The organism is Monashia sp. HAY1-11D (assembly GCF_056868035.1).
Genome location: NZ_CP200320.1, coordinates 2081183 through 2102250 on the forward strand (window position 1 = coordinate 2081183; position 21068 = coordinate 2102250).

Here is a 21068-nt window from a genome sequence, read left to right on the forward strand (position 1 = left end):
GTCCCTCACGCTCTGCCCCGGGAACCGGGGCAGTGCGTGAGGGAAAGGCGCTGGGTGCTCGGGGGCCCGGCACCGGAGGCCGACGCGGTCAGGCGGTGCGGGGCAGCGCGCCGTCGAGCGTCGCGTCGGTCTCGAGGGTGGCGTCGGTCCTGAGCGCCGCGACGATCGAGCGCCACAGCTGCCCGGCCGACACGCCGGAGAGGAACTGGCCCTCGGCATCCGCCTCGACCCTCAGGAGTCCGGCCGGGGTGTCGAGCCAGGCCAGACGTCGGGTGGTCGTCGTGGTCCCGACGGCCTGGGCGACGTCGATGCCGCACGCCTGCCACCGGCCCGAGCGCAGCGAGGCCGCGACGACCGGCCACGCGAAGGCGGCGCCGACCAGACCCTCGGCGGCGTCGGCACGGCTGCGTGCCTCGCGGGTCAGGAGCGCATCGAGCAGGTCCGGGTGGGCGCGTCCGCCGCGCCCCTCGAGACGAGGGCGCGGCTGGAGGTCCGTGAGGCGCACCACGGTCGCCGCGACGAAGTCCTCGTCGACCTCGAGAAAGTCGTGCGTCCCGTCGCCCCGGTCCACGAGCAGGGCCGAGACGCTCCCGAGCCACCCCTCGTGCAGCCACGTCCCGTCCGGCGTCGACACCTCGACCTGCAGGCGGGCCCGTGGCTCCTCCACGGTGCCGAGGCCGGCCCGGACGAGTGGGTGCGCCCGACCCCCGACGGCGACCCCGGAGGCGACGAACGGCACGCCTCCGGCCGGGTCGCCGGGCGAGGCGTCGGTGCTGCGGCCGGGCCCCAGGTGGTCGACGAGGGCGAAGAACGTGTCCGTGTCGGCGCGGAGCCGCGCCGTCGACGCGTCGAACTCGAGGGTGCCGGTGGGGCCCGCTGGGTGGTGGTCGTACGTGTGCATGCTCGTGCCTGCCCTCTTCCCCGGGGGACTGCTCCCCGTGCGATGCCTCGCCCCCGTCGAGTGCCGTGCGAAGCAATGATGGGGCACATCGACCTCGCGTGGACGGTTACGGGCGTCGATGGTGCGCAGGACGACCGACTCCGTGCGGGGCCCTCGATCGGCGCTAGGGTCGCGGGCGTGATCGAGGTGGTCGGGGTAGGTGCGTCCGGGCTCTCGTCGCTCGATGCCGGTGCGCGCCGGGTCGTCGACGAGGCCGACGTCGTCGTCGGTGGGGTGCGGCACCTGGAGATGCTGCCGACACCGTCGGCCGGTTCCTCCGCGCGGTCCCGGGTCGAGCTCGTCCCGTGGCCCTCGCCCCTGTTGCCGGGCCTGCGCGAGGTGCTCGACCGCGTGGCGGGCAGCCGCGTCGTCGTGCTGGCGAGCGGGGACCCGCTCGTGTCCGGCATCGGGTCCACCCTCGTGGCTGCGCTCGGCACCGACGCCGTCCGGATCCACCCGGGTGTGTCCTCGGTGGCCCTCGCGCGCGCCCGGATGGGCTGGTCCGGCGAGGAGTCGGACGTCGTGACGCTCGTCGGTCGCGACGTCGACCGCCTGCGCCGCGACGTCGGGCCCGGACGCCGGCTCGTCGTGCTGACGAGCGGCGTCGACGCACCGGAACGGGTCTGCGCCCTGCTCGCCGACGAGGGGTATGCGTCGAGCCGGGTGACGGTGCTGGGACACCTCGGCGCCGACGAGGAGACGCGGGCCGACGGCGTCGCCGGCAGCTGGACCGCCGGGCCTGCGCCCGCGCTCCACCTCGTCTGCGTCGAGTGCGTGCCGGACGCCGGGTCGCGGCCCCGCTCCCTCGCGCCGGGGCTGCCCGACGACGCCTTCGAGCACGACGGTCAGCTGACCAAGCGCGTCGTCCGTGCGGCGGCGCTCGCCCATCTCGCGCCCCAGCCCGGCGACGTGCTCTGGGACCTCGGCGCCGGCGCCGGCTCCGTCGGCATCGAGTTCGCCCGCCAGCACCCGCGCAACCACGTCGTCGCCGTCGAGCGGGACCCGGTCCGCGCGGCCCGGGTGCGCGCCAACGCCAGGCGCCTCGGGGTCCCCGGCCTCGAGGTCGTCGAGGCGGACTCGGCCGAGGTCGTCGGCCACCTCCCGCGACCGGACGCCGTCTTCGTCGGTGGTGGCGCGACGGCCCGCGTCGTCGACGACGCGTGGGCCGCCCTCGCACCCGGGGGTCGCATCGTCGTCCACGGCGTCACGGTGGAGACGGAGCTGCTCCTGCACGATGCCCGGGCCCGCCTCGGCGGGGCGCTGACCCGCATCGCCGTCGAGGACCTCGAACCGCTCGGGTCGCTCACGGGTTGGAAGCCCGCCCGCGCCGTCGTCCAGTGGTCCGCCACGAAACCCACGGAGCCCACGGAGCCCCCGGAGCCCCCGGTGCCCCCGAAGCCCACGGAGGAACCCGCATGACCGTCCACTTCATCGGTGCGGGTCCCGGTGCCGCGGACCTGCTCACCCTGCGGGCAACGCGTCTCATGCAGCGGTCGGCCGTGTGCCTCTACGCCGGCACCTACATCGGCGCGGAGGTCCTGTCCCACTGCCCGGACGACGCGACGCTCGTCGACACCCAGCACCTGTCCCTCGACGAGATCGTGGGGCACTGCGTCGAGGCCCACGCCGCCGGCCACGACGTCGCGCGACTCTGCTCCGGGGACCCGTCGATCTACTCGGCCGTGGCCGAGCAGACCCGCCGCCTGGACCGGGCGGGGGTGCCCTGGGACGTCACGCCCGGGGTCCCTGCGTATGCCGCGGCGGCCGCCCTCGTCGGCCGCGAGCTGACCGTGCCGGAGGTGGCACAGTCCGTCGTCCTGACCCGCGCGCACCGCGACTCGACGGCGATGCCCGCGACCGAGGCGCTCGCCACCTTCGCCGGCACGAGGGCCACGCTCGTGCTGCACCTCGCGATCCGGCACGTCCGTCGCATCGCCGCAGAGCTCGTCGGGGACTACGGGTCGGGCTGCCCCGTCGTCGTCGTCGCGAACGCCGAGCAGCCGGACCAGCTCGTCCTGAGTGGCACCCTGGCCGACATCGCCGACTCGGTCGAGGAGGCGGGCCTGCGTCAGGCCGCCGTCATCCTCGTCGGGCACGCCCTCGGCGCCCGCGAGACCGACGACTTCGTCGACTCCCACCTCTACGGAACGCGAATCACCGGTCCACAGTAGGTCTCTCGCCGGAGTGCTGCCTCGCGACATCTCGTGAACGCGGCGGCGATGGCGTCGACGGGCGTCGTGTGTCAGGATGCGACTGCCGCAGTGCACGGGAAGTCGGTGTGACTCCGACGTGGTCCTCGCCACTGTGACCAGGGAGCAAGTCCCCACCACCGCCACTGACGACCGCAGGTTGACGCCGGGTCGCCGGGAAGGCTGGGGAGGAGCGTCGATCTGGAAGCCAGGAGACCGGCTGCGGCGTGATCTGTCCACGAGGCATGGAAGAAAGGGTCCCTCGACCATGGCCACTGCTGCCGTCCTGTCCGCCACCACCCGCGTCCGCGTTCCCGCGTGGGCGTGGGCCCTGCTCGCGTTCGCCGTCTTCACGCTGTACTTCCTCGTGCAGGAGAACGGCGCGATCCTCAGCTCGACGAACGCCCAGATGCTGCACGAGCTCACGCACGACGCTCGCCACGCCCTCGGCGTCCCCTGCCACTGACGTGGGGGTGTCCTTCGGCTCCGTGCTGCGGCGCGGGGTCCTGGCCGGCGTGTGCGCGGGCCTCGCCTCGGCTGCCGTGATCTGGCTCGTCGTCGAGCCGGTCATCCGCCGCGCGCTCGCCATCGAGGAGGCGCGCGGCGAACACGCCCACGGCGGAGGGCAGTCCGCTCTCGGCCTGCCCGCGTCACTGCTGGCTCACGGCGACGAGCCGCTCGTCTCGAGGACCGCCCAGGTCGTCGTCGGCGGCATCACGGCCATCCTCGTCGGCGTCGCCGTCGGCGTCGTCTTCTCGGTCGTCTTCGCGGGCATGCGGAGCCGCCTGCCGGGTCGCGGCGACCTGGGCCGGGCGCTCGTGCTGGCGGCGGTCGGCTTCGCGGCCGTCAGCCTGCTGCCCGCGCTGAAGATGCCGGCCAACCCGCCGGCCGTGGGAGACCCCGCGACGGTGACCCGCCGCACCATGCTCTACGGGATCGTGCTGCTGCTCGGCATCGCCATCGCCCTGGCCACGAACTCGTTCGACCGCTGGCTCACCGGGCGCGTCCGCGGGTCGACCCGGTGCGCGCTCGACATCGGCGCCGTCGTCGTCGGTCTCGTCCTCGTGTTCGTCCTCGTGCCGGGCACACCCGACGTCATCCCGTCGGACGTGCCGGCCGGGCTGATCTGGGACTTCCGTCTCGCGTCGCTGGCCCAGCTCGGCTCGATGTGGCTCGCGCTCGGGGTCTCGTTCGGGCTGCTCATGGAGCGGGCGGAGCGCCGGCGCACCGAGGGCCTGCCCGATCGGGAGCCGGTCGCCGCGTGAACCGCTCCGGCGAGCGGCTCTGCATCGTCCGCGCCTGCCGCGACTGCTGTTGCGGGTCCGAGGCCAAGCACCCGGGTGTCGACCACGACGGGCTCCTCGCCCGGCTCGAGGCCGGGACCCGGGGCCGCGCCCGGGTGCTGCGCAGCGCCTGCCTGCTCGCGTGCGACGAGTCGAACGTCGTCGTCGTGTCGCCGTCGCCGATCGGCCGCAGCCAGGGTGGGCGAGCCGTGTGGCTGCGCCGGGTCCTCGACGCGGCGGCCGTCGACGCCGTGGCCCTGTGGGTGCGGCGTGGTGGTCCCGGCGTCGTTCCGCCCCCGGACGAGCTCGCCGCGTCGGTGTTCGCGCCCTCCAGCCTGTCGGTGACCTACGCCCCGGCCGAGGCCACGCCGTCGGGCGTGTGACGTCCGACGCCCCGAGGGGACCGCGCCGTCGGCGCAGGACGGCTCGACGCCGAGCCGTAGGGTGAGCTCATGTCGGACGCCTCCCGCACCACCTACGTCCTCGTCGACGGCGAGAACATCGACGCCACGCTCGGCACCTCGATCCTCGGGCGGCGTCCGCGCCCCGAGGAGCGGCCGCGGTGGGAGCGGCTGCTCCAGTTCGCCGAGGAGGAGTGGGGCCAGCCCGCCCAGGGCCTCTTCTTCCTCGCGGCGAACTCCGAGCTGCCGATGGCCTTCGTCCAGGCCCTGCTCGCGATCGGCTACCGGCCCGTGCCGCTGTCCGGCGCGCCGGGTCAGAAGGTCGTCGACATCGCGATCCAGCGCACGCTCGTCGAGCTCGGCAGCCGGGCGGCCGACGTCGTGCTCGTCAGCAACGACGGCGACTTCGTCGAACAGCTCGGCGACCTCCTCGACGGCCGCCGCGCCGGCGTCGTCGGCTTCACCGAGTTCCGGAACAAGGGCTTCGAGGCGCTGACCGGCCGCGGCCTGCAGACCTTCGACCTCGAGTACGACGTCCTCGCGTTCAACACGCACCTGCCGCGCGTGCGGATCATCCCGATCGACGAGTTCGACCCGACCCAGTTCCTCTGAGCCGCAGCTCGGCTCGCCCGATGCGTCAGTCGACGAAGCGCGGCGTCCAGACCTGCCCACCCGGCGTGACGCGCGTGCGAGTGGCGCCGACCATGACGAGGCACTTCATGTCGATCGACGCGGGGTCGAGCTCACCGAGCGTCGTGACCGTCAGGGACTCCTCGGCCCTCCCGACGTCGCGACCGACGACGACGACCTGCTCGGGGCCGCGCACGGCCAGGAGCAGCTCGCGCGCCCGTGCCACCTGCTCGGTGCGGCTGCGTGAGGCGGGGTTGTAGATCGCGATGGCGAGGTCGGCCTCGGCCATCGCGCGCAGCCGGGCGGCGACGACGTCCCAGGGCTTGAGCCGGTCGGACAGCGAGATGACGGCGAAGTCACCGCCGAGAGGAGCCCCGGCCCGCGCGGCGACGGCCTGGGCGGCGGTGACCCCAGGCACGACCCGCACCGGGACGTCGCCGTACCCGAACGTCTCCGCTGCCTCGAAGACGGCCGACGCCATGCCGAACACGCCGGCGTCACCGCCCGAGACGACGGCCACGCGCTCGCCCTTGCGGGCCAGCTCGAGGGCGTCGCGGGCGCGGTACACCTCGACGGTGTTGCCGGACGCGTGCCGGGTCAGGCCGACCCGCTGCGGCACCCGCGCGACATAGGGGGCGTAGCCGACGACGTGGCCGACGCCGGCCAGCACTGCCGAGGCCTCGGGCGTGAGCCACCGCTCGGGGCCCGGGCCGAGGCCGACGACGACGACCTCGCCGACGCCGCCGACGTCGCCCCTGTCCGGAGAACCTTCTACCGCAGGCGAGCTCGCCACGGAGGACGCTGCACGGCCCGCGGCGTCGGCGCGCAGGTCGCGTCCCGGCACGACGACCATCGACATGTACGGCACGGTGGAGGCGTCGACGTCGGCGACGGGCAGCACCCGCTCGGCGTCGCTGCTGGCCCGCTCGACGTACCGCGCCTCCGCGAGCCGGCCCGCCTGTCGCAGCGCCTCGCGGACGTTCTCGAACGTGCGGCCGAGCTTCATGACGACGGCTGCCTCGGTGTCCGCGAGCCGGCGGGCGAGCTCGGGCACGGGGAGCGTCCCGGGCAGGATCGTCAGGACGTCCTCGTGGCGGCACAGCCCCGTCGCGACGGCGGCCGCCGACCCGCTCACCGACGTCACGCCGGGCACGACCGCGGTGTCGTAGCGGTCGGCGAGGCGGTCGTGCAGGTACATGTACGTGCCGTAGAAGAGCGGGTCTCCTTCAGCGAGGACGACGACGTTGCGGCCCGAGTCCAGATGGGCCGCAAGGCGGTCGGCCGACGCGTCGTAGAAGTCGGCCATGAGCCCGTGGTAGCCGAGGGGGTGGTCGGTGGTGCCCGTCGTCACCGGGTAGACGAGCAGCTCCTCGATGACGCCGTCGCGCACGTACGGGGCCGCGATGCGCCGGGCGATGGAGTCGCCGCGCGTGCCGCTGTGGAAGGCGACGACGTCGGCCTCGGCGATGAGCCGGGCCGCCTTGACGGTGACGAGCTCGGGATCGCCGGGGCCGACGCCGACGCCGCGGAGCCGGCCGGGCGGTGTTGCGGCGCTGGGGACCCGGGTCACAGCTCCTCCTCGCGGGCCAGGGCGTTGACGGCCGACGCCGCGAGCGCGGAACCGCCGCGCCGGCCGTGGACGACGAGCCACGGGATGCCGAACGGGTTCCGGGCCAGCGCGACCTTCGACTCGGCCGAGCCGATGAAGCCGACCGGGATGCCGACGACCGCCGCAGGGCGTGGACCGCCGTCGGCGACGAGCTCGAGGAGGTGGAAGAGGGCCGTGGGGGCGTTGCCGATGGCGACGACGGCACCCTCCAACCGGTCGCCCCACAGCGAGACGGCCGCCGCCGAGCGGGTCGTGCCCCACGCGCGCGCCAGGTCCGGGACGCGCTCGTCGCGCAGGGTGCACACGACCTCGTTGTCGCGCGGCAGCCGGGCACGGGTGATCCCCGAGGCGATCATGTGCGCGTCGGTGAGGATCGGCGCCCCGGCGCGCAGGGCGGTCCTCGCAGAGCGCACGAGGTCCGGATGGACGGCGATGTGCTCGGTCAGGTCGACGTCGCCGCTCGCGTGCACCATCCGCACCGCCACGACCCGGGCGTCCTCGGGCAGGTGGTCGAGCCGTGCCTCGGCCCGGATCGTCGCGAACGAGCGACGGTAGATCTCCTGGCCGTCGGTCTCGTACGCGTAGCGCCGCGTCGGTGGTCGGCTCGCATTCGTCGTCACGTCCACGACGTCTCCGATCCTCGGTTCGAGTGGTCACGGTGCCCGCGCTCGAGGGCCGCGAGCGCGTCCGACGGCGTCCGCGGCGCGAGGACGTCGACGAACGGGCCGGCGGGGGTGCCGCACCGGCGCTCGCACCCGCTGACGTGGACCGGCAGGTCCCCGCCCGGCATCCCCCCGGCCGGCAGGCTCGCGGCGAGGGAGCGGGCGACGCCCCGGGTGTCGACGTCGGTGCGGGCGCAGCCCGGCGCGCCCGTGCAGGCGTGCAGGCGCACCCACGGCGAGCCCGGCGTCGTGACGAGGCCGGCATCCTCCAGCAGGTGGAGCGCCCCTGCCCCGTCGGGCACGACGAGGGAGCGCCACGGCGTCACGACCACCTCGTCCACGACCTGGGACAGCGCGTCCACGTGGTGGCGGGTCAGCAGCCCGAGCGGCACCCCGACGACCGCATGGGCGCCGACGCGACCGACGGGCCGGGGCGCGCGCGGAGGCAGGGTGAGGTCGAGCGGGGGTGTGCGGAGCCGTCCGGCCAGCTCCCGCACGTGCCAGGCCGAAGAGCCGGAACGAGCTTTGGCCGTGAGGAATTCGCGTGCGAGCCCCGCCACGGTGGCCGCGGCGCGGTCGAGGCCGACGACCAGTCCGTGGTCCGGCGAGCCGACGAGGACCGCCACGCGCCCACCATCCAGGGCGAGCAGGCCGAGGTCGAAGGGCTCCCGGACGACGTCACCCCGGCCGTCGTCGAGGACGAAGAGGAAGCGTCCGGGCAGCCCGGCCAGCGACGGGTCGGCGCACACCGCCGCGTCGAGGGCACGGACGACCGGACGCAGGTCACACCGGCCGCGCGCGTCGAGGCCGGTCAGCGGCGACACGACGACGTTGCGGACGAGCTCGTGGGTCGGCGACGGGACCAGCCCGGTCGCGGCCACGGCCCGCCGCACGTCCTCCGGCACCGGGTTGGGCAGACCCCGCAGCTGCAGCGCCGCCCGTGACGTGAGCTGGATCGCCGGGTCCGGCTGTGCCGCAACGACATCGAGCAGCGCGGCGAGTGCCGGCACCGGGACCGGTCGACCTGCGGGCCGGACCCGCACGAGCGCTCCGTCAGCCGCGGCGAAGGGCCGCGAGACGCCCGGGCAGGCGTCGGCTGCCGTTCGGGGGCGGGTCTCCGGGGCGGTCACGCGGCACATCGTAGGCCCGGCTCGCCGGGGGCCGGGTGTCCGGTGCTCAGCCGCCCTCGGGTACCCACACGTACTGCGGGGTCTGGCACACCTCGACGAACCCGAGCCTTTCGTACGTCGGACGGCCCATCGCGGAGGCGATGAGCACCGCCTCCGTGCACCCCCGTTCGCGGCCGAGGTTCATCAGCCTGGCCGTCACGGCATACCCGACCCCACGCCGCCGCGCGACCTCGAGGGTCGCGATGTTGTAGAGACCGAGGGTGCGGCCGGTGAGGAAGCCGGAGCCGACCCCGACCGGCTCGCCGTCGACCCGGGCGACGACGTGGAAGGCGACGTCCGGCGCCAGCGAGGCCAGGGCCCGGGTCAGCGGCTCGGCGACCACCTCGGCGGGGAAGCCGAAGCCGGCCACCATGGTCTCGACGACCTCTGCCGTCACACCGCTCTCGTCGAGGGTCAGACCCGCGACGAGGGCTTCGTCGACGGGACCGTCGAGCGGCACGTGCATCCCGGGGTCGGCCTCCGGCTCGATGCCGCGCGAGCGGATCACCGCGTCCATCGCGGGCGTCAGGTGCGAGGGCGTGGCCCACCACAGGAACGGCAGGCCGCGGGCCCGGTACGCGTCGACGAGCGCCGCCGTCCGGTCGGCCTCGGTCCCGGCGGCGAACCGCGCTCCGGCGATCGCGTTGAACAGCGGGAACGCGACGTCGGAGGTGTAGGCGATGACGTCGGCGTCGGGCAGGCGGGTGACCACGCCGCTGCCGGCGAAGAGCCGGCACAGCGCGATGAGGTTCTCCTCGACCGCGGCGGCCCGGGAGTCGGTCACCCTCGCACGGTAGCCGCGCGTCGGGTGGGCCCGCAGGCGAACGCGGACGGCGGGCGTGCCCGGACGGACGTCGCGCGCGCCCCCCGGGCACGCCCGCTAGGGTGGGCGCAGCGTCGTCGACCAGGAACCCGGTGCGAGCCCGGGACGGTCCCGCCACTGTGAGCCCGCCGCCGCGAGGGGGAGGGCGAGTCAGGAACTGCCGGCGACGCATCTCATCCCACCGACCGCGGGGCGTGGACACCCCGCCGAGGAGTCTCATGACGCGCACCCGCGCGGCCGGCGAGGACGCGTCCCGCGACGCCGCCCCGACCGGCCCCACCACTCGCATCGCCCTGCTGTCGACGTCCGACACCGACCTGCTGTGCGCCCGCGGTAGCGGCGCCGACTACGTCGTGGCCAACCCGGCCCGCCCCGGGCACACGTCGATGGCCGAGGCCATCGAGGGAGCCGACATCGTCGTCGCCCGCATCCTCGGCGGCCCGCAGGACCTCTGCGACGGCTTCCGCCGCATCCGGGCCACCGGCGTCCCGCTCGTCGTCCTCGGTGGCGAGCAGACGCCGAACGCCGCGCTCATGGAGCTGTCGAACGTCGCCCCGGGCATCGTGGCGGAGGCGCACCGCTACCTCGCCGAGGGCGGCGCGGGCAACCTGCGCGAGCTGCACGCGTTCCTCGCCGACACGGTGCTGCTCACCGGTGAGGGCTTCGAGCCTCCGCGGACCCTGCCGACCTGGGGCGTCCTCGACCGCCCGGCCGCCCCCGTCGGGGCATCGACCGAGGCATCGACCGAGGCATCGACCGAGGCATCGACCGAGGCATCGACCGAGGCATCGACCGACGACGCGACGCCGCGGCCCCGCATCGGCATCCTCTTCTACCGGGCCCAGCACGCGGCCGAGAACACCGCCTACGTCCACGCCCTCGCCGACGCGGTCGACGCCGCCGGTGGCGTCGGCGTCCCGGTGTTCGTGTCGTCGCTGCGCGACGCCCCGGAGGACCTCCTCGAGCACCTGCGCGAGTACGACGCCCTCGTCACGACCGTCCTCGCCGCGGGCGGGACGCGCCCGGCCACCGCCGGCGCCGGGGAGGACGACGACGCCTGGGACGTGCAGGCGCTCGCGGCCCTCGACGTGCCCATCGTCCAGGGCCTGTGCCTGACCTGGAGCCGCGCCGACTGGGAGGGCTCCGACGACGGCATGAGCCCGCTCGACGTCGCGACACAGGTGGCGGTGCCCGAGTTCGACGGCCGCATCATCGGTGGCGTCTTCTCCTTCAAGGAGACCGACGCCGACGGCCTGCCGCACTACGTGCCCGACACCGAGCGTTGTGCCCGCCTCGCCGCCCTCGTCGTCAACCACGCGCGGCTGCGGCACGTGCCGCCCGCCGAGCGACGCGTCGCCGTGGTCCTGTCCGCCTACCCGAGCAAGCACTCGCGGCTCGGCAACGCCGTCGGCCTCGACACCCCGGTCTCGGTCATCCGCCTGCTGCGCGCCATGCGCGGGGCGGGCTACGACCTGGGCGTACCCGGCGACATCCCGGGCACCGGCCCGCTCGAGGCGGTCGAGGGCGAGGAGCCCGACACCACCGCGGGCAACGCCCTCATCCACGCGCTCATCGCCGCCGGCGGGCAGGACGAGGACTGGCTCACCCAGGAGCAGCTGTCCGGCCAGCCGGTGCGCATCCCGGCCGCCCGCTACCGCGAGTGGTTCGCCGAGCTGCCCTCCGAGCTGCGCGACGCCGTCACGGAGCACTGGGGCGAGGCCCCGGGCGAGGTCTTCGTCGACCGCGCCGGCACCACGGCCGACCCGGACGGGGAGATCGTCGCGGCCGCGCTGCGTGCCGGCAACCTCGTCGTCATCGTCCAGCCGCCGCGCGGCTTCGGCGAGAACCCCATCGCGATCTACCACGACCCCGACCTCCCGCCGACGCACCACTACCTCGCCGTGTACGGCTGGCTCGCAAGGGAGTTCGGCGCGCACGCCATCGTCCACATGGGCAAGCACGGCAACCTCGAGTGGCTTCCCGGCAAGAACCTGGCGCTGTCGGCGGCCTGCGGTCCCGACGCGACGATCGGCTCGGTCCCGCTCGTCTACCCGTTCCTCGTCAACGACCCCGGCGAGGGCGCGCAGGCCAAGCGCCGCGCCCACGCGACGATCGTCGACCACCTCGTGCCGCCGATGGCCCGCGCCGAGTCCTACGGCGACATCGCGCGTCTGGAGCAGCTGCTCGACGAGTACGGCAACGTGTCGGTCATGGACCCGGCCAAGGCGCCGGCGCTTCGTGCCGAGATCTGGTCGCTCATCAAGGCGGCCGAGATGCACCACGACCTCGGCCTGACCGACCGACCCGAGGACGACGACTTCGACGAGTTCGTCATGCACGTCGACGGCTGGCTCTGCGAGGTCAAGGACGTCCAGATCCGCGACGGCCTCCACGTTCTCGGCCAGGCCCCCGCGGGGGAGGGCCTGGCCGACCTCACCCTGGCGATCCTGCGCGCCAACCAGGTGTTCGCCGGGTCGACGGGGGCCGTGCCCGGTCTGCGCACGGCGCTCGGGCTCGCCGAAGGGGAGTCCGGGCGCACCTCCGTCGACCGGGCCGAGGCGCAGGCCTCCGCCCTCGTCCACGCGCTCGCCGACGCCGGCTGGGACGTCGACGCCGTACCCGCGGTCGTCGCGGCCACGCTCGACGAGTCCGAGAGCGTCGACCTCGAGGGCGTCCGGCGCTCGCTCGAGTTCGCCTGTCGTGAGGTCGTGCCGCGGCTGCTCGCGACGCGCGGCGAGATCGACGCCGTCCTGCACGCCCTCGACGGCGGCTACACCCCGGCGGGGCCGTCCGGCTCACCGCTGAGGGGCCTGGTCAACGTGCTGCCGACCGGCCGCAACTTCTACTCCGTCGACCCCAAGGCCATCCCGAGCCGCCTCGCCTGGGAGACCGGTCAGGCGCTCGCCGACGCCCTCCTCGAGCGGCACCGGGCCGACACCGGTGAGTGGCCGCGCTCGGTCGGCCTGTCCGTCTGGGGCACCTCGGCGATGCGCACGTCGGGCGACGACGTCGCCGAGGTCCTGGCGCTCCTCGGTGTCCGGCCCCGCTGGGACGAGATGTCTCGCCGGGTCATCGGGCTCGACCCCGTTCCGCTCGACGAGCTGGGCCGGCCGCGCATCGACGTGACGGTCCGCATCTCCGGGTTCTTCCGCGACGCGTTCCCGCACGTCATCGCGATGCTCGACGACGCCGTCCGCCTCGTCGCGGGCCTCGACGAGCCCGATGCCGACAACTACGTGCGCGCCCACGCGTCCGCCGACCTCGCCGAGCACGGCGACGCGCGTCGGGCCACGACCCGGATCTTCGGCAGCAAGCCCGGCTCGTACGGTGCCGGCATCCTGCCCCTCATCGAGGCGGGCAACTGGCGCACCGACGCCGACCTCGCCGAGGTCTACGCGACGTGGGGCGGCTTCGCCTACGGCCGCGACCTCGACGGCGCCCCGGCGCGCGGCGACATGGAGCGCTCGTACCGGCGGATCGAGGTCGCCGCCAAGAACATCGACACCCGCGAGCACGACATCGCCGACAGCGACGACTACTTCCAGTACCACGGCGGCATGGTCGCCACGGTCCGCGCGCTGACCGGGCGCGCGCCGCGGGCGTACGTCGGCGACTCGACGACGCCCGACGCCGTCCGCACCCGCAGCCTCACCGAGGAGACGGCGCGCGTCTTCCGGGCCCGTGTCGTCAACCCGCGGTGGATCGCCGCGATGCGGCGGCACGGGTACAAGGGGGCCTTCGAGCTCGCCGCCACGGTCGACTACCTCTTCGGCTTCGACGCGACGGCCGGTGTCGTCACCGACTGGATGTACGAGCAGCTCGCGCAGACCTACGTCCTCGACAAGGAGAACCAGGACTTCCTCCGGCACGCCAACCCGTGGGCGCTGCACGGCATGGTCGAGCGGCTCCACGAGGCCGTCGACCGGGGACTGTGGGAGTCGCCGGACCCGCAGGTGCTGGCCGACCTCCAGCAGGTCTACCTCGACGTCGAGGGGGACCTCGAGGCCTGAGCCGCAACGCCTCCCCCGAGACTCGGCGTCCGGCGACCGCGCACCCCGCGCACGGGCACCCGCGCACGGTAAGACCGACCCGCGTCGGTACGACCAACGGTCATGACGCACACGACCACCGCCTTCGTGCTCTCCGGGGGAGGCAGCCTCGGGGCGGTCCAGGTGGGGATGCTGGCGGCCCTGGCCGAGAACGGCATCCGTCCCGACGTGCTCGTCGGCACCTCCGCGGGTGCGATGAACGCCGCCTGGGTGGCCGGCCACGGCCTGTCCCCGGCATCGCTCGACGACCTCGCCGCGGTGTGGGTCGGGCTGCGGCGCGCGGACGTCTTCCCGGTCGACGTCCGGCGGGTCGTGCGGTCCCTCCTCGGGTGGGGACCGGCCATGTCGACGGCCGACCGCCTGCGAGCCCTCGTCGTGCGCCACGTGGGTGACCTCGACCTGTCCGACGCCACCGTCCCGGTGCACTTCGTCGCAGCCGATGCCCTGACCGGACGGTCGGTGCTGGTCAGCGACGGCCCGCTCGCCGACGGTGTGCTCGCGAGCGCGGCCATCCCGGGGGTCTTCCCGCCCGTGGCCCTCGGCGGCCGGCTCCTCGTCGACGGTGCCCTGGCCGACCGGTCCGGCCTGAGCCACGCCGTCAGCCTCGGGGCGACGGAGACCTACCTGCTCCCCGCGGGCGCTCCGTGCGCGCTCGAGGAACCCCCCGGCTCTGCGCTCGGGATGGCCGTCCACGCGGTCGCCCTGCTCCTGGAACAGCGCCTGGTGGCCGAGGTCCGCTCCCTGTCCGGCCGTTCGCGGCTCCGGGCCCTGCCGCCGCTGTGCCCTCTTGCGGTGTCGGCCACCGACTTCGGTCACGGCGCCGAGCTCGTGGAGCGCGGGCGTCGCAGCGCCCTCGACTGGCTCGCCGGTGGTGGCACCGAGCTGCCGGCGCCGGCCCGGTTCCTGAGGTTGCACGACCACGCCGAGCCCCCGGTCGAGGCCGCCGGCTGAGGCCGGCGCGCCCGCCGGCCGAGCCGGAACCACGCACCTCGGACGGTCCCGTGCTCCGACGGCAGGGACAGCCCCGGCTCCAGGCGCTCAGCATTGCTCCGCAGGGTGAGCCAGGGAACGGCGGGAGGCGGTGAGCAGGGGCTGACCACGGTTGCACCGGAGCGCGCGGGACGGCGCGCGACCGTGTCGGGATCGCTGGCTCAGGTGGCGGAGCAATGCTGAGGGACCGCGTGATGGGGCGTGCCGGAGACCGTCGCCCCGGTCAGCTCGGACGGACGCGGGCCCACACGACCTCGTCCGAGCGGGTGCCGTCGGGATTGACGAGGCGTGCGGCGTGCACGCCCTCACGCACGTACCCGGCCTTCTCGGCGGCCCGGCCCGACGCGACGTTGTCGACCTTGTGGCCCAGCTCCAGCCGCACGATGTCGGTCTGGGCGAAGACCCACTCGGTCACGAGCACCAGCGCGCGCGTCGTGAAGCCGCGCCCCCGGAACGCCGGCAGCACGCCGTAGCCGACGAGCCCGACACCGGGTGGGCCGAGGGTGAGGACACCGATGAGCCCGGCACCCTCGCCCGTCGCCGCATCGACCATGACGAACCGGGCCGCCCGCCCCAGGCGCCACTCCCGGGGCGCGAGCGCGGCCCGTTGCCGCGCCTCGGCCTCGGTCATCGGCACGTCGGTGAAGCCCCACCGCAGCTGCTCGTCGTTGTTGTGCTCGCCGAGGACGACGGGCCAGTCCGAGGCCGTCACGGGTCGCAGGGTCAGGGTTCCGTCGGACAGCGACACGACCTCCGGGAACGCCGGGAGCGTCGGCCCGGCGTGAGCCGGGGTGGGCGAGCCCTCGGGGCCGCGCAGCAGGTACGTGTCCATGACCCACCCGTGGCGCTCGCGGGCGTCGGCGCGCACCCGGCGCACTTCGTCGAGGACGTCGGCCAGGCGGCCACGCACGAGCAGCTCGTCGGGCGTGCCGAGGTAGGCCCCCCAGAACAGCTCGAGGTCCGGCGCCACGTCGACGAGGCCTGCGCACGCGAGGCCGCCGTCGAGCATGACGACGACGTCGCCGAGCGACGCGTCGTACTCGTCGACGAGCCGGCGACCCGTGGTGACGTGGACCGGGGCCCCGATGCGGTTCAACGGGATCCGGTGCCGCGCGGCGAGCAGCTGTGGTGCGCTGATGCCGGGCAGCACGTCGTGCTCGACGCGCACACCCTGCGCGGCCCACCGGGCGAGGAGGGCGTCCACGACGCGGATCGTCGAGTCGTAGAACGCGGGGTCGCCCCACACGAGGAAGCCGACGGTGTCCTCGCCCTCGGCGAGTCCGGCCACCACGGACGCGTACGCCTCGACGCGGGCCGCGTGCCAGTCGCGGACACCGCGGTCGTACGCACCGGCGTCGCGTTCGGCGTCGGGCCCGCGGTGCGGGTCGGGCACCTCGACGAAGCGGTAGGACGACCGGTCGGGGACGAACGCGTCGACCAGCGCCTGGCGTGCCTCGACGAGGTCCGCGGTGCGCTCGCCCTTGTCGGCGACGAGGAAGACGTCGACCGACGCGATGGCCGCGGCGGCCTCCCCGGTGACCTGCGCCGGGCTGCCCATGCCGATGCCGATCACGCGGATCCGCTTGATCACGAGACCTCCTCGTCGGCGGCGTGCCCGTTCCCCGCCCGCGTCAGGGCGATGAGCGCGTCGACGTCGACGTGCTCCTCCAGGGCGTCGGCCAGGGTGTCGAGCATGTGCTCGCGCCGTTGCGCGAAGCCGGGAGCCGACGGGTCGGGCACCCACTGCGAGCCGACCGTGCGGGCGACGCCGCAGAGCCAGGCCCGGCGGAAGCCGTCGCTCTCGAAGGCGCCGTGCCACATGGTGCCCCACACCGATCCAGCCCTCCAGCCGTCGAGGAACCGCTCGGCCGACGCGTCCGCGCCCGGTGCCGCGGAGGCGATGCCGTGGTGGATCTCGTACGCGCCGTCGACGGCGTGCCCGCCCCACGACCCTTGCGGACGCGCCAGCACCTTGGCCGCGCCGAAGGCGACGCGGGTGGGCAGCAGGCCCAGCCCGGCGACCGTGCCGACGCGTCCCTCGACGTCGTCCTCGATGTGCTGCGCGAGCATCTGGTAGCCGCCGCAGATGCCGAGGACCGGCCGTCCGGCAGCGGCCCGGCGCAGCACGACGTCCGCGAGGCCGCGGTCACGCAACCACTCGAGATCATTTGCGGTGGAACGGGACCCGGGCAGCACGACGAGGTCCGCGGTGTCGACGACGGCGGGGTCGACGGTGACGAGGACGTCGACGCCGGGCTCGGCGGCGAGCGCGTCGACGTCGGTGGCGTTCGAGATGCGCGGCAGCCGGACGACGGCCACCTTGAGCCGGTCGCCGGCCGTCGCCGACAGGGCGGTCGACGCGCGCCAGTGCCCGACCTCGAGGGTGTCCTCGCTGTCCAGCCAGACGTCGAGCAGCCACGGGACGACACCGTGGAAGGGGACCCCGGTGCGCCGCGTGACCTCCTCGAGCCCGGGCTCGAGGACGGCGACGTCGCCGCGGAACTTGTTGATGACGAAGGACTTCAGCAGGGCGCGGTCGGCGTCGTCGAGGAGCGCCCACGTTCCGTACAGCGCCGCGAGGATGCCGCCCCGGTCGATGTCGCCGACGACGACGACGGGCAGGCCGAACTCGCGGGCGAGGCCCATGTTGACGTAGTCGCCCGAGCGGAGGTTGACCTCTGCGGGCGAACCGGCCCCCTCGCAGACGACGAGGTCGTGGTCGTCGGCGAGCTCGCGGTAGGCGGCGAACGCGGCCTCGCGCAGGTGCGCGCGACCGGTCGCGTACTGCCCGGCCTCGAGCGTCCCGGCCGGTTCGCCGCGCACGACGACGAACGACCGGCGGTCGGTGCCGGGCTTGAGCAGGACGGGGTTCATCGCCGTCGTCGGTACGAGCCCGGCCGCCATGGCCTGCAGGTACTGGGCCCGCCCGATCTCACCGCCGTCGGCGCACACCATCGAGTTGTTGGACATGTTCTGCGCCTTGAAGGGGGCCACGCGCAGCCCGCGCCGCGCGAGCACTCGGCACAGGCCGGCGACGAGGACCGACTTGCCGGCGTCGGACGACGTGCCGGCGATGAGGAGCCCGGAGGGGCGGGAGTCGGCGGACGGGGACAGGGGCACGACGCCATCCTGCCCGACCGGGCGTCGACGCCGGGCCACGGTCCTCGCGGTCCTCGCGGTCCTCCCGTGACCCGGCGCACGTCCCGGTGTTCCGGCTCCTACTCGGGGTCGCCGTCGGCGAGCAGCTGGTAGAGGCGGCGCCGGGTCTCGGTGAGGATCTCGGCGGCCTCGGCCCGCTGCTGCGAGGTGCCCGTGGTGACGATCTGCCACATGGCGCCCATGACCTGGCCGACGACCGGCATGAGGTCGGTGCCGCTGCGGCGCTCCTGCTGCGGGGCGTCACCCTCGTCGGGCTCCTGGGGCTCCTCGAAGGGACGCCACGTGGCGGCCATCTCCTCGGCGTTCTCCTCGACGTAGCGGCGTCCCTCGTCGGTGAGGCGCAGGAGGCGCCGACCGTCGACGTCGCGGCCCTCGACGAGGCCCTCGTCCTCGAGCTGCTGGACGGTCGGGTAGACCGAGCCGGGGCTCGGCTTCCACGCGCCGCCGGTGCGCTCGGAGATCTGCTGGATCAGCTGGTAGCCGTTCATCTCGTCGCCCGCGAGCACCTCGAGGATGGCGGCGCGCACGTCGCCGCGTCGGGCGCGGGGACCACGGCGGCCGCCGAAGTCGGGGCCGAAGCCGGGCCCGCCGAAGTGGCGGACGAGCTCGGCGACCCAGGGCGGCGGGCCGGGACGCCCGCGTCCGTGGCCGCCGGGCGGCCCCCAGGGGCGGGGGCCGGGCCCCCAGCCGCCCCAGCCCTGGTCCCAGCCGGACTCGTGTCGGGTGTGTCGGTGTCCGTGCATCGGACTCTCCTTTCCTCGCGATCTGACGAACAGTCGCGATACGTTGACGATATATCGCGAACGGTCGGGAGGGAAGAGTTCTCCGCACGGATCGGCTCAGCGCCTATCCGGGCGGGCCGACGGTCTCGCAGCGTCTGGCGTGGTCTAGGCGAAGCGATAGACACCGGGAGACAGCCTGAGCGTTACCGGAGCGTCGTCGGAGATTTCTCATGGTTCGTTGAGGTATGCAGCAGGTTTGGTTACGGTGCGACGGTGGCGGGGACACTTCTTCGCCGTGAGGAGGCTGGACGTGGCGACCAACCAGAGGAACGGTGCGGCGAACGGCAGGACCATGACGGCCGGCAGGCCCGCGCACATCTCGAGGAGGCCCGCGATGGCGGAGGGTGCCCCCGCGCCGACCGGTGAGAAGCGCACGATCCGTCTGCAGTGGGCGCCGTCCGCGGCCCCCCGCATCCGTCGCGAGATCGTCGCCGACCTCGTCGCCCGCAAGGTGACCCCCGACGTCGTCGACGAGGCCGAGATCGTCGTCAGCGAGCTCGTCGCCAACGCCGTGCGCCACGCCCGACCGCTGTCCGACGGCGCCATCCGCATCCACTGGAAGGTCAAGAACAACGTCGTCGAGGTGGAGGTCAGCGACGGCGGTGGCCCGACCGTCCCCCGCCCGCTGCCGCCGACGACGTGGGGGGCCGGCGGCCGGGGTCTGCGCATCGTGCGCTCGCTGGCCCACGAGTGGGGCGTCATCGACGACCCCAACGGCCGCACGGTCTGGGCCTCCCTCGGTGGGCCCTCCCGCCGCCGCTCGCACTGAGCCACCCGTCGGCATGACGCCGGCCCCCGAGCTGCCCGACCCGGCGCTCGTCGTGCTCGTCGGGGCGTCCGGCTCGGGCAAGACCACGTGGGCGCTCGCGCGGTACCGCCCCGCCGAGGTCGTCTCCTCCGACGCCCTGCGCGCCGTCGTCGGCAGCGGCGAGCACGACCTCGACGCGTCGACCGACGCCTTCGCCGTCCTCGAGACGGTCGTCGCGGCTCGCCTGGGACGACGCCTGACGACGGTCGTCGACACCCTCGGCACCGATGCGTCGCGCCGCGTCCGGTGGCTGGCCGCGGCCCGCGCCGCCGGGCTGCCGGCCTTCGCCGTCGTCCTCGACGCTCCGGCTGCCGTGTGTCGTGACCGCAACCGCTCCCGTGAGCGGTCCGTGCCGGCTCGCGTGCTGACGAGCCAGCTCGCTGCCGTCGCCTCCGCGCGCGACGGGCTCGCCACCGAGGGCTGGGACGCCGTGCACGTCGTCACGCCGGACTCCACCCCCACCTCGGACACCCCCACCCCGGACACCCCCGCCCCGGACACCCCCACCCCGACCCGCAACACATCGAGCAGTCGCCAGCCCGCCCCAGGTACACCCGGGGCGGGTTGGCAGCCACTCGGTGTGTTGCCGAGGACGGGAACGAGGGGGGCCGAGGAGGAGCGGCGCTCCGGCGGCACCGGCGGGCTGCGCCACGGCGTCGTGCTCCAGGTGTCCCGGTTCCCCGCCGACGGCGACCTGCTCGACTGGTTGCGCGGCATCGCGGCGGCGGCCGAGGAGACCGGCTTCGCCGGCCTCGCGCTCATGGACCACCTCATCCAGATCCCGCAGGTCGGGAGGGCCTGGGACCCCATCCCGGAGCCGTGGGTGACGCTCGGGGCCCTCGCCGCGTCGACGAGCCGGCTGCACCTCGGCACGCTCGTCTCGCCGGTGACGTTCCGGCCGCCGGGCATCACCGCCAAGGCTGCCGCGACGCTGTCCGCGCTCACCGGCGGACGCGCCTTCGTCGGCGTCGGTGCGGGATGGTGGGAGCGCGAGCACGCCGCCTACGGGCTCAGCCTGCCTCCACCGGGGCGTCGCCTCGACCTCCTGGAGGCCGGTCTCGAGACGATGCGCGCCCTCTGGGCACCCGGCACGAAGCCGTATGCCGGACACCGTGTCTCGCTGCCCGAGACGACGCTCTACCCGCGTCCGGTCGGCGACCTCCCCGTCGTCGTCGGGGGCGGGGGAGACCGGACCCTGCGCGTCGCGGCCCGGCTCGGCGACGGGTGCAACGTCCCCTCCGACGCCGCCGGCCTGGCCAGGGTCGCTCGCTACCTGCAGCTCGTGGAGGAGGCCGGCCGCGACCGCGACGCCGCCCTCGCCACGGTCCTGGACCTACCGCTCGTCGGCGCGGACCGCGTCGCCGTGTGGTCGGCCGTCGAACGGCATCGTGGCCGCACCGCCGCCGCGGCCTTCGCCGAACGACACCACGCCGGTACGCCCGCCCAGCACCGGGAGCGCCTCGCCCGGCTCGCGGACCACGGCGTGACGACGGTGTTCCTCGCGCCGCTGGACCTGACGACACCGGACGACGTCCTGGCGCTCGGACCCCTCGCGACCGCGCTGGCGTGAGGCG

At 74.7% G+C, this 21068-nt stretch carries 18 protein-coding genes and 2 riboswitches; of the genes, 10 read left to right on the forward strand and 8 right to left on the reverse strand.

All coding sequences use genetic code 11. The features are described 5' to 3' along the window. Positions 1-88 precede the first annotated feature (88 nt). Positions 89-901, reverse strand: coding sequence for a hypothetical protein (locus tag AC1VM9_RS09660; protein WP_481345569.1), 813 nt, complete (start codon positions 899-901; stop codon positions 89-91). Between the two features lie 177 nt (positions 902-1078). Here AC1VM9_RS09660 and cbiE point away from each other — a divergent pair, with 177 nt between their 5' ends. The 6 genes from cbiE (at position 1079) to AC1VM9_RS09690 (ending at position 5425) form a co-directional block, all read left to right on the forward strand. Then, complete coding sequence (cbiE, locus tag AC1VM9_RS09665) at positions 1079-2359, forward strand: precorrin-6y C5,15-methyltransferase (decarboxylating) subunit CbiE (protein ID WP_481342329.1); 1281 nt, start codon at positions 1079-1081, stop codon at positions 2357-2359. Further along, positions 2356-3111: a cobalt-precorrin-4/precorrin-4 C(11)-methyltransferase gene (locus tag AC1VM9_RS09670; RefSeq protein WP_481342328.1), complete on the forward strand. Its 756-nt coding sequence runs from the start codon at positions 2356-2358 to the stop codon at positions 3109-3111. The genes cbiE and AC1VM9_RS09670 overlap by 4 nt, the downstream gene beginning before the upstream one ends. 71 nt (positions 3112-3182) lie before the next feature. Continuing rightward, positions 3183-3368: riboswitch (cobalamin riboswitch) on the forward strand. A gap of 29 nt (positions 3369-3397) precedes the next feature. Further along, the gene (locus AC1VM9_RS09675; RefSeq protein WP_481345568.1) at positions 3398-3595 is read left to right on the forward strand and encodes a CbtB domain-containing protein; all 198 of its coding nucleotides are present in this window, start codon (positions 3398-3400) and stop codon (positions 3593-3595) included. A 7-nt stretch (positions 3596-3602) separates the two neighbouring features. Next, positions 3603-4394 carry a CbtA family protein gene (locus AC1VM9_RS09680; protein WP_481345567.1) on the forward strand — a complete coding sequence of 264 codons (792 nt, stop codon included), beginning with the start codon at positions 3603-3605 and terminating at the stop codon, positions 4392-4394. Beyond that, positions 4391-4795, forward strand: a complete 405-nt coding sequence (locus AC1VM9_RS09685) for a hypothetical protein (protein ID WP_481345566.1) — start codon at positions 4391-4393, stop codon at positions 4793-4795. The genes AC1VM9_RS09680 and AC1VM9_RS09685 overlap by 4 nt, the downstream gene beginning before the upstream one ends. A gap of 69 nt (positions 4796-4864) precedes the next feature. Beyond that, on the forward strand, positions 4865-5425 hold the full coding sequence (locus AC1VM9_RS09690; RefSeq protein ID WP_481345565.1) for an NYN domain-containing protein: 561 nt from the start codon (positions 4865-4867) through the stop codon (positions 5423-5425). A gap of 25 nt (positions 5426-5450) precedes the next feature. On the opposite strand, the gene AC1VM9_RS09695 is transcribed toward AC1VM9_RS09690, so the two are convergent. The 4 genes from AC1VM9_RS09695 to AC1VM9_RS09710 are packed head-to-tail and all read right to left on the reverse strand — an operon-like array spanning position 5451 to position 9667. Beyond that, on the reverse strand, positions 5451-7013 hold the full coding sequence (locus tag AC1VM9_RS09695; protein ID WP_481345564.1) for a precorrin-2 C(20)-methyltransferase: 1563 nt from the start codon (positions 7011-7013) through the stop codon (positions 5451-5453). Further along, positions 7010-7672: a precorrin-8X methylmutase gene (locus AC1VM9_RS09700; RefSeq protein WP_481342322.1), complete on the reverse strand. Its 663-nt coding sequence runs from the start codon at positions 7670-7672 to the stop codon at positions 7010-7012. The genes AC1VM9_RS09695 and AC1VM9_RS09700 overlap by 4 nt, the downstream gene beginning before the upstream one ends. Further along, a complete protein-coding gene (locus tag AC1VM9_RS09705) occupies positions 7669-8844 on the reverse strand; it encodes a precorrin-3B synthase (RefSeq protein WP_481345563.1) in 1176 nt (391 codons plus the stop codon). The genes AC1VM9_RS09700 and AC1VM9_RS09705 overlap by 4 nt, the downstream gene beginning before the upstream one ends. A 46-nt stretch (positions 8845-8890) precedes the next feature. Next, positions 8891-9667: a GNAT family N-acetyltransferase gene (locus tag AC1VM9_RS09710; protein ID WP_481345562.1), complete on the reverse strand. Its 777-nt coding sequence runs from the start codon at positions 9665-9667 to the stop codon at positions 8891-8893. 121 nt (positions 9668-9788) lie between these two features. After that, a riboswitch (cobalamin riboswitch) is annotated at positions 9789-9866 on the forward strand. A gap of 58 nt (positions 9867-9924) precedes the next feature. Here AC1VM9_RS09710 and cobN point away from each other — a divergent pair. Both cobN and AC1VM9_RS09720 read left to right on the forward strand, forming a co-directional pair. Then, the gene (gene cobN, locus AC1VM9_RS09715) at positions 9925-13716 is read left to right on the forward strand and encodes a cobaltochelatase subunit CobN (protein ID WP_483122456.1); all 3792 of its coding nucleotides are present in this window, start codon (positions 9925-9927) and stop codon (positions 13714-13716) included. Between the two features lie 102 nt (positions 13717-13818). Further along, positions 13819-14706 (forward strand): patatin-like phospholipase family protein, encoded by an 888-nt coding sequence (locus tag AC1VM9_RS09720; RefSeq protein WP_483122458.1) that lies wholly within the window; start codon positions 13819-13821, stop codon positions 14704-14706. A gap of 262 nt (positions 14707-14968) precedes the next feature. On the opposite strand, the gene cobF is transcribed toward AC1VM9_RS09720, so the two are convergent. The 3 genes from cobF to AC1VM9_RS09735 form a co-directional block, all read right to left on the reverse strand. After that, entirely contained in the window at positions 14969-16336 is a 1368-nt protein-coding gene (cobF, locus tag AC1VM9_RS09725) for a precorrin-6A synthase (deacetylating) (RefSeq protein WP_483122459.1), read from the reverse strand. After that, entirely contained in the window at positions 16333-17865 is a 1533-nt protein-coding gene (locus AC1VM9_RS09730; RefSeq protein ID WP_483122460.1) for a cobyric acid synthase, read from the reverse strand. The genes cobF and AC1VM9_RS09730 overlap by 4 nt, the downstream gene beginning before the upstream one ends. A 98-nt stretch (positions 17866-17963) precedes the next feature. Next, the gene (locus tag AC1VM9_RS09735) at positions 17964-18647 is read right to left on the reverse strand and encodes a PadR family transcriptional regulator (RefSeq protein ID WP_481345558.1); all 684 of its coding nucleotides are present in this window, start codon (positions 18645-18647) and stop codon (positions 17964-17966) included. 373 nt (positions 18648-19020) lie between these two features. On the opposite strand from AC1VM9_RS09735, the gene AC1VM9_RS09740 reads away from it, so the two are divergent. Beyond that, positions 19021-19455 carry an ATP-binding protein gene (locus AC1VM9_RS09740; RefSeq protein WP_481342332.1) on the forward strand — a complete coding sequence of 145 codons (435 nt, stop codon included), beginning with the start codon at positions 19021-19023 and terminating at the stop codon, positions 19453-19455. 13 nt (positions 19456-19468) lie between these two features. Beyond that, the gene (locus AC1VM9_RS09745; RefSeq protein WP_483122461.1) at positions 19469-21064 is read left to right on the forward strand and encodes an LLM class flavin-dependent oxidoreductase; all 1596 of its coding nucleotides are present in this window, start codon (positions 19469-19471) and stop codon (positions 21062-21064) included. The last annotated feature ends 4 nt before the right edge of the window (positions 21065-21068 follow it).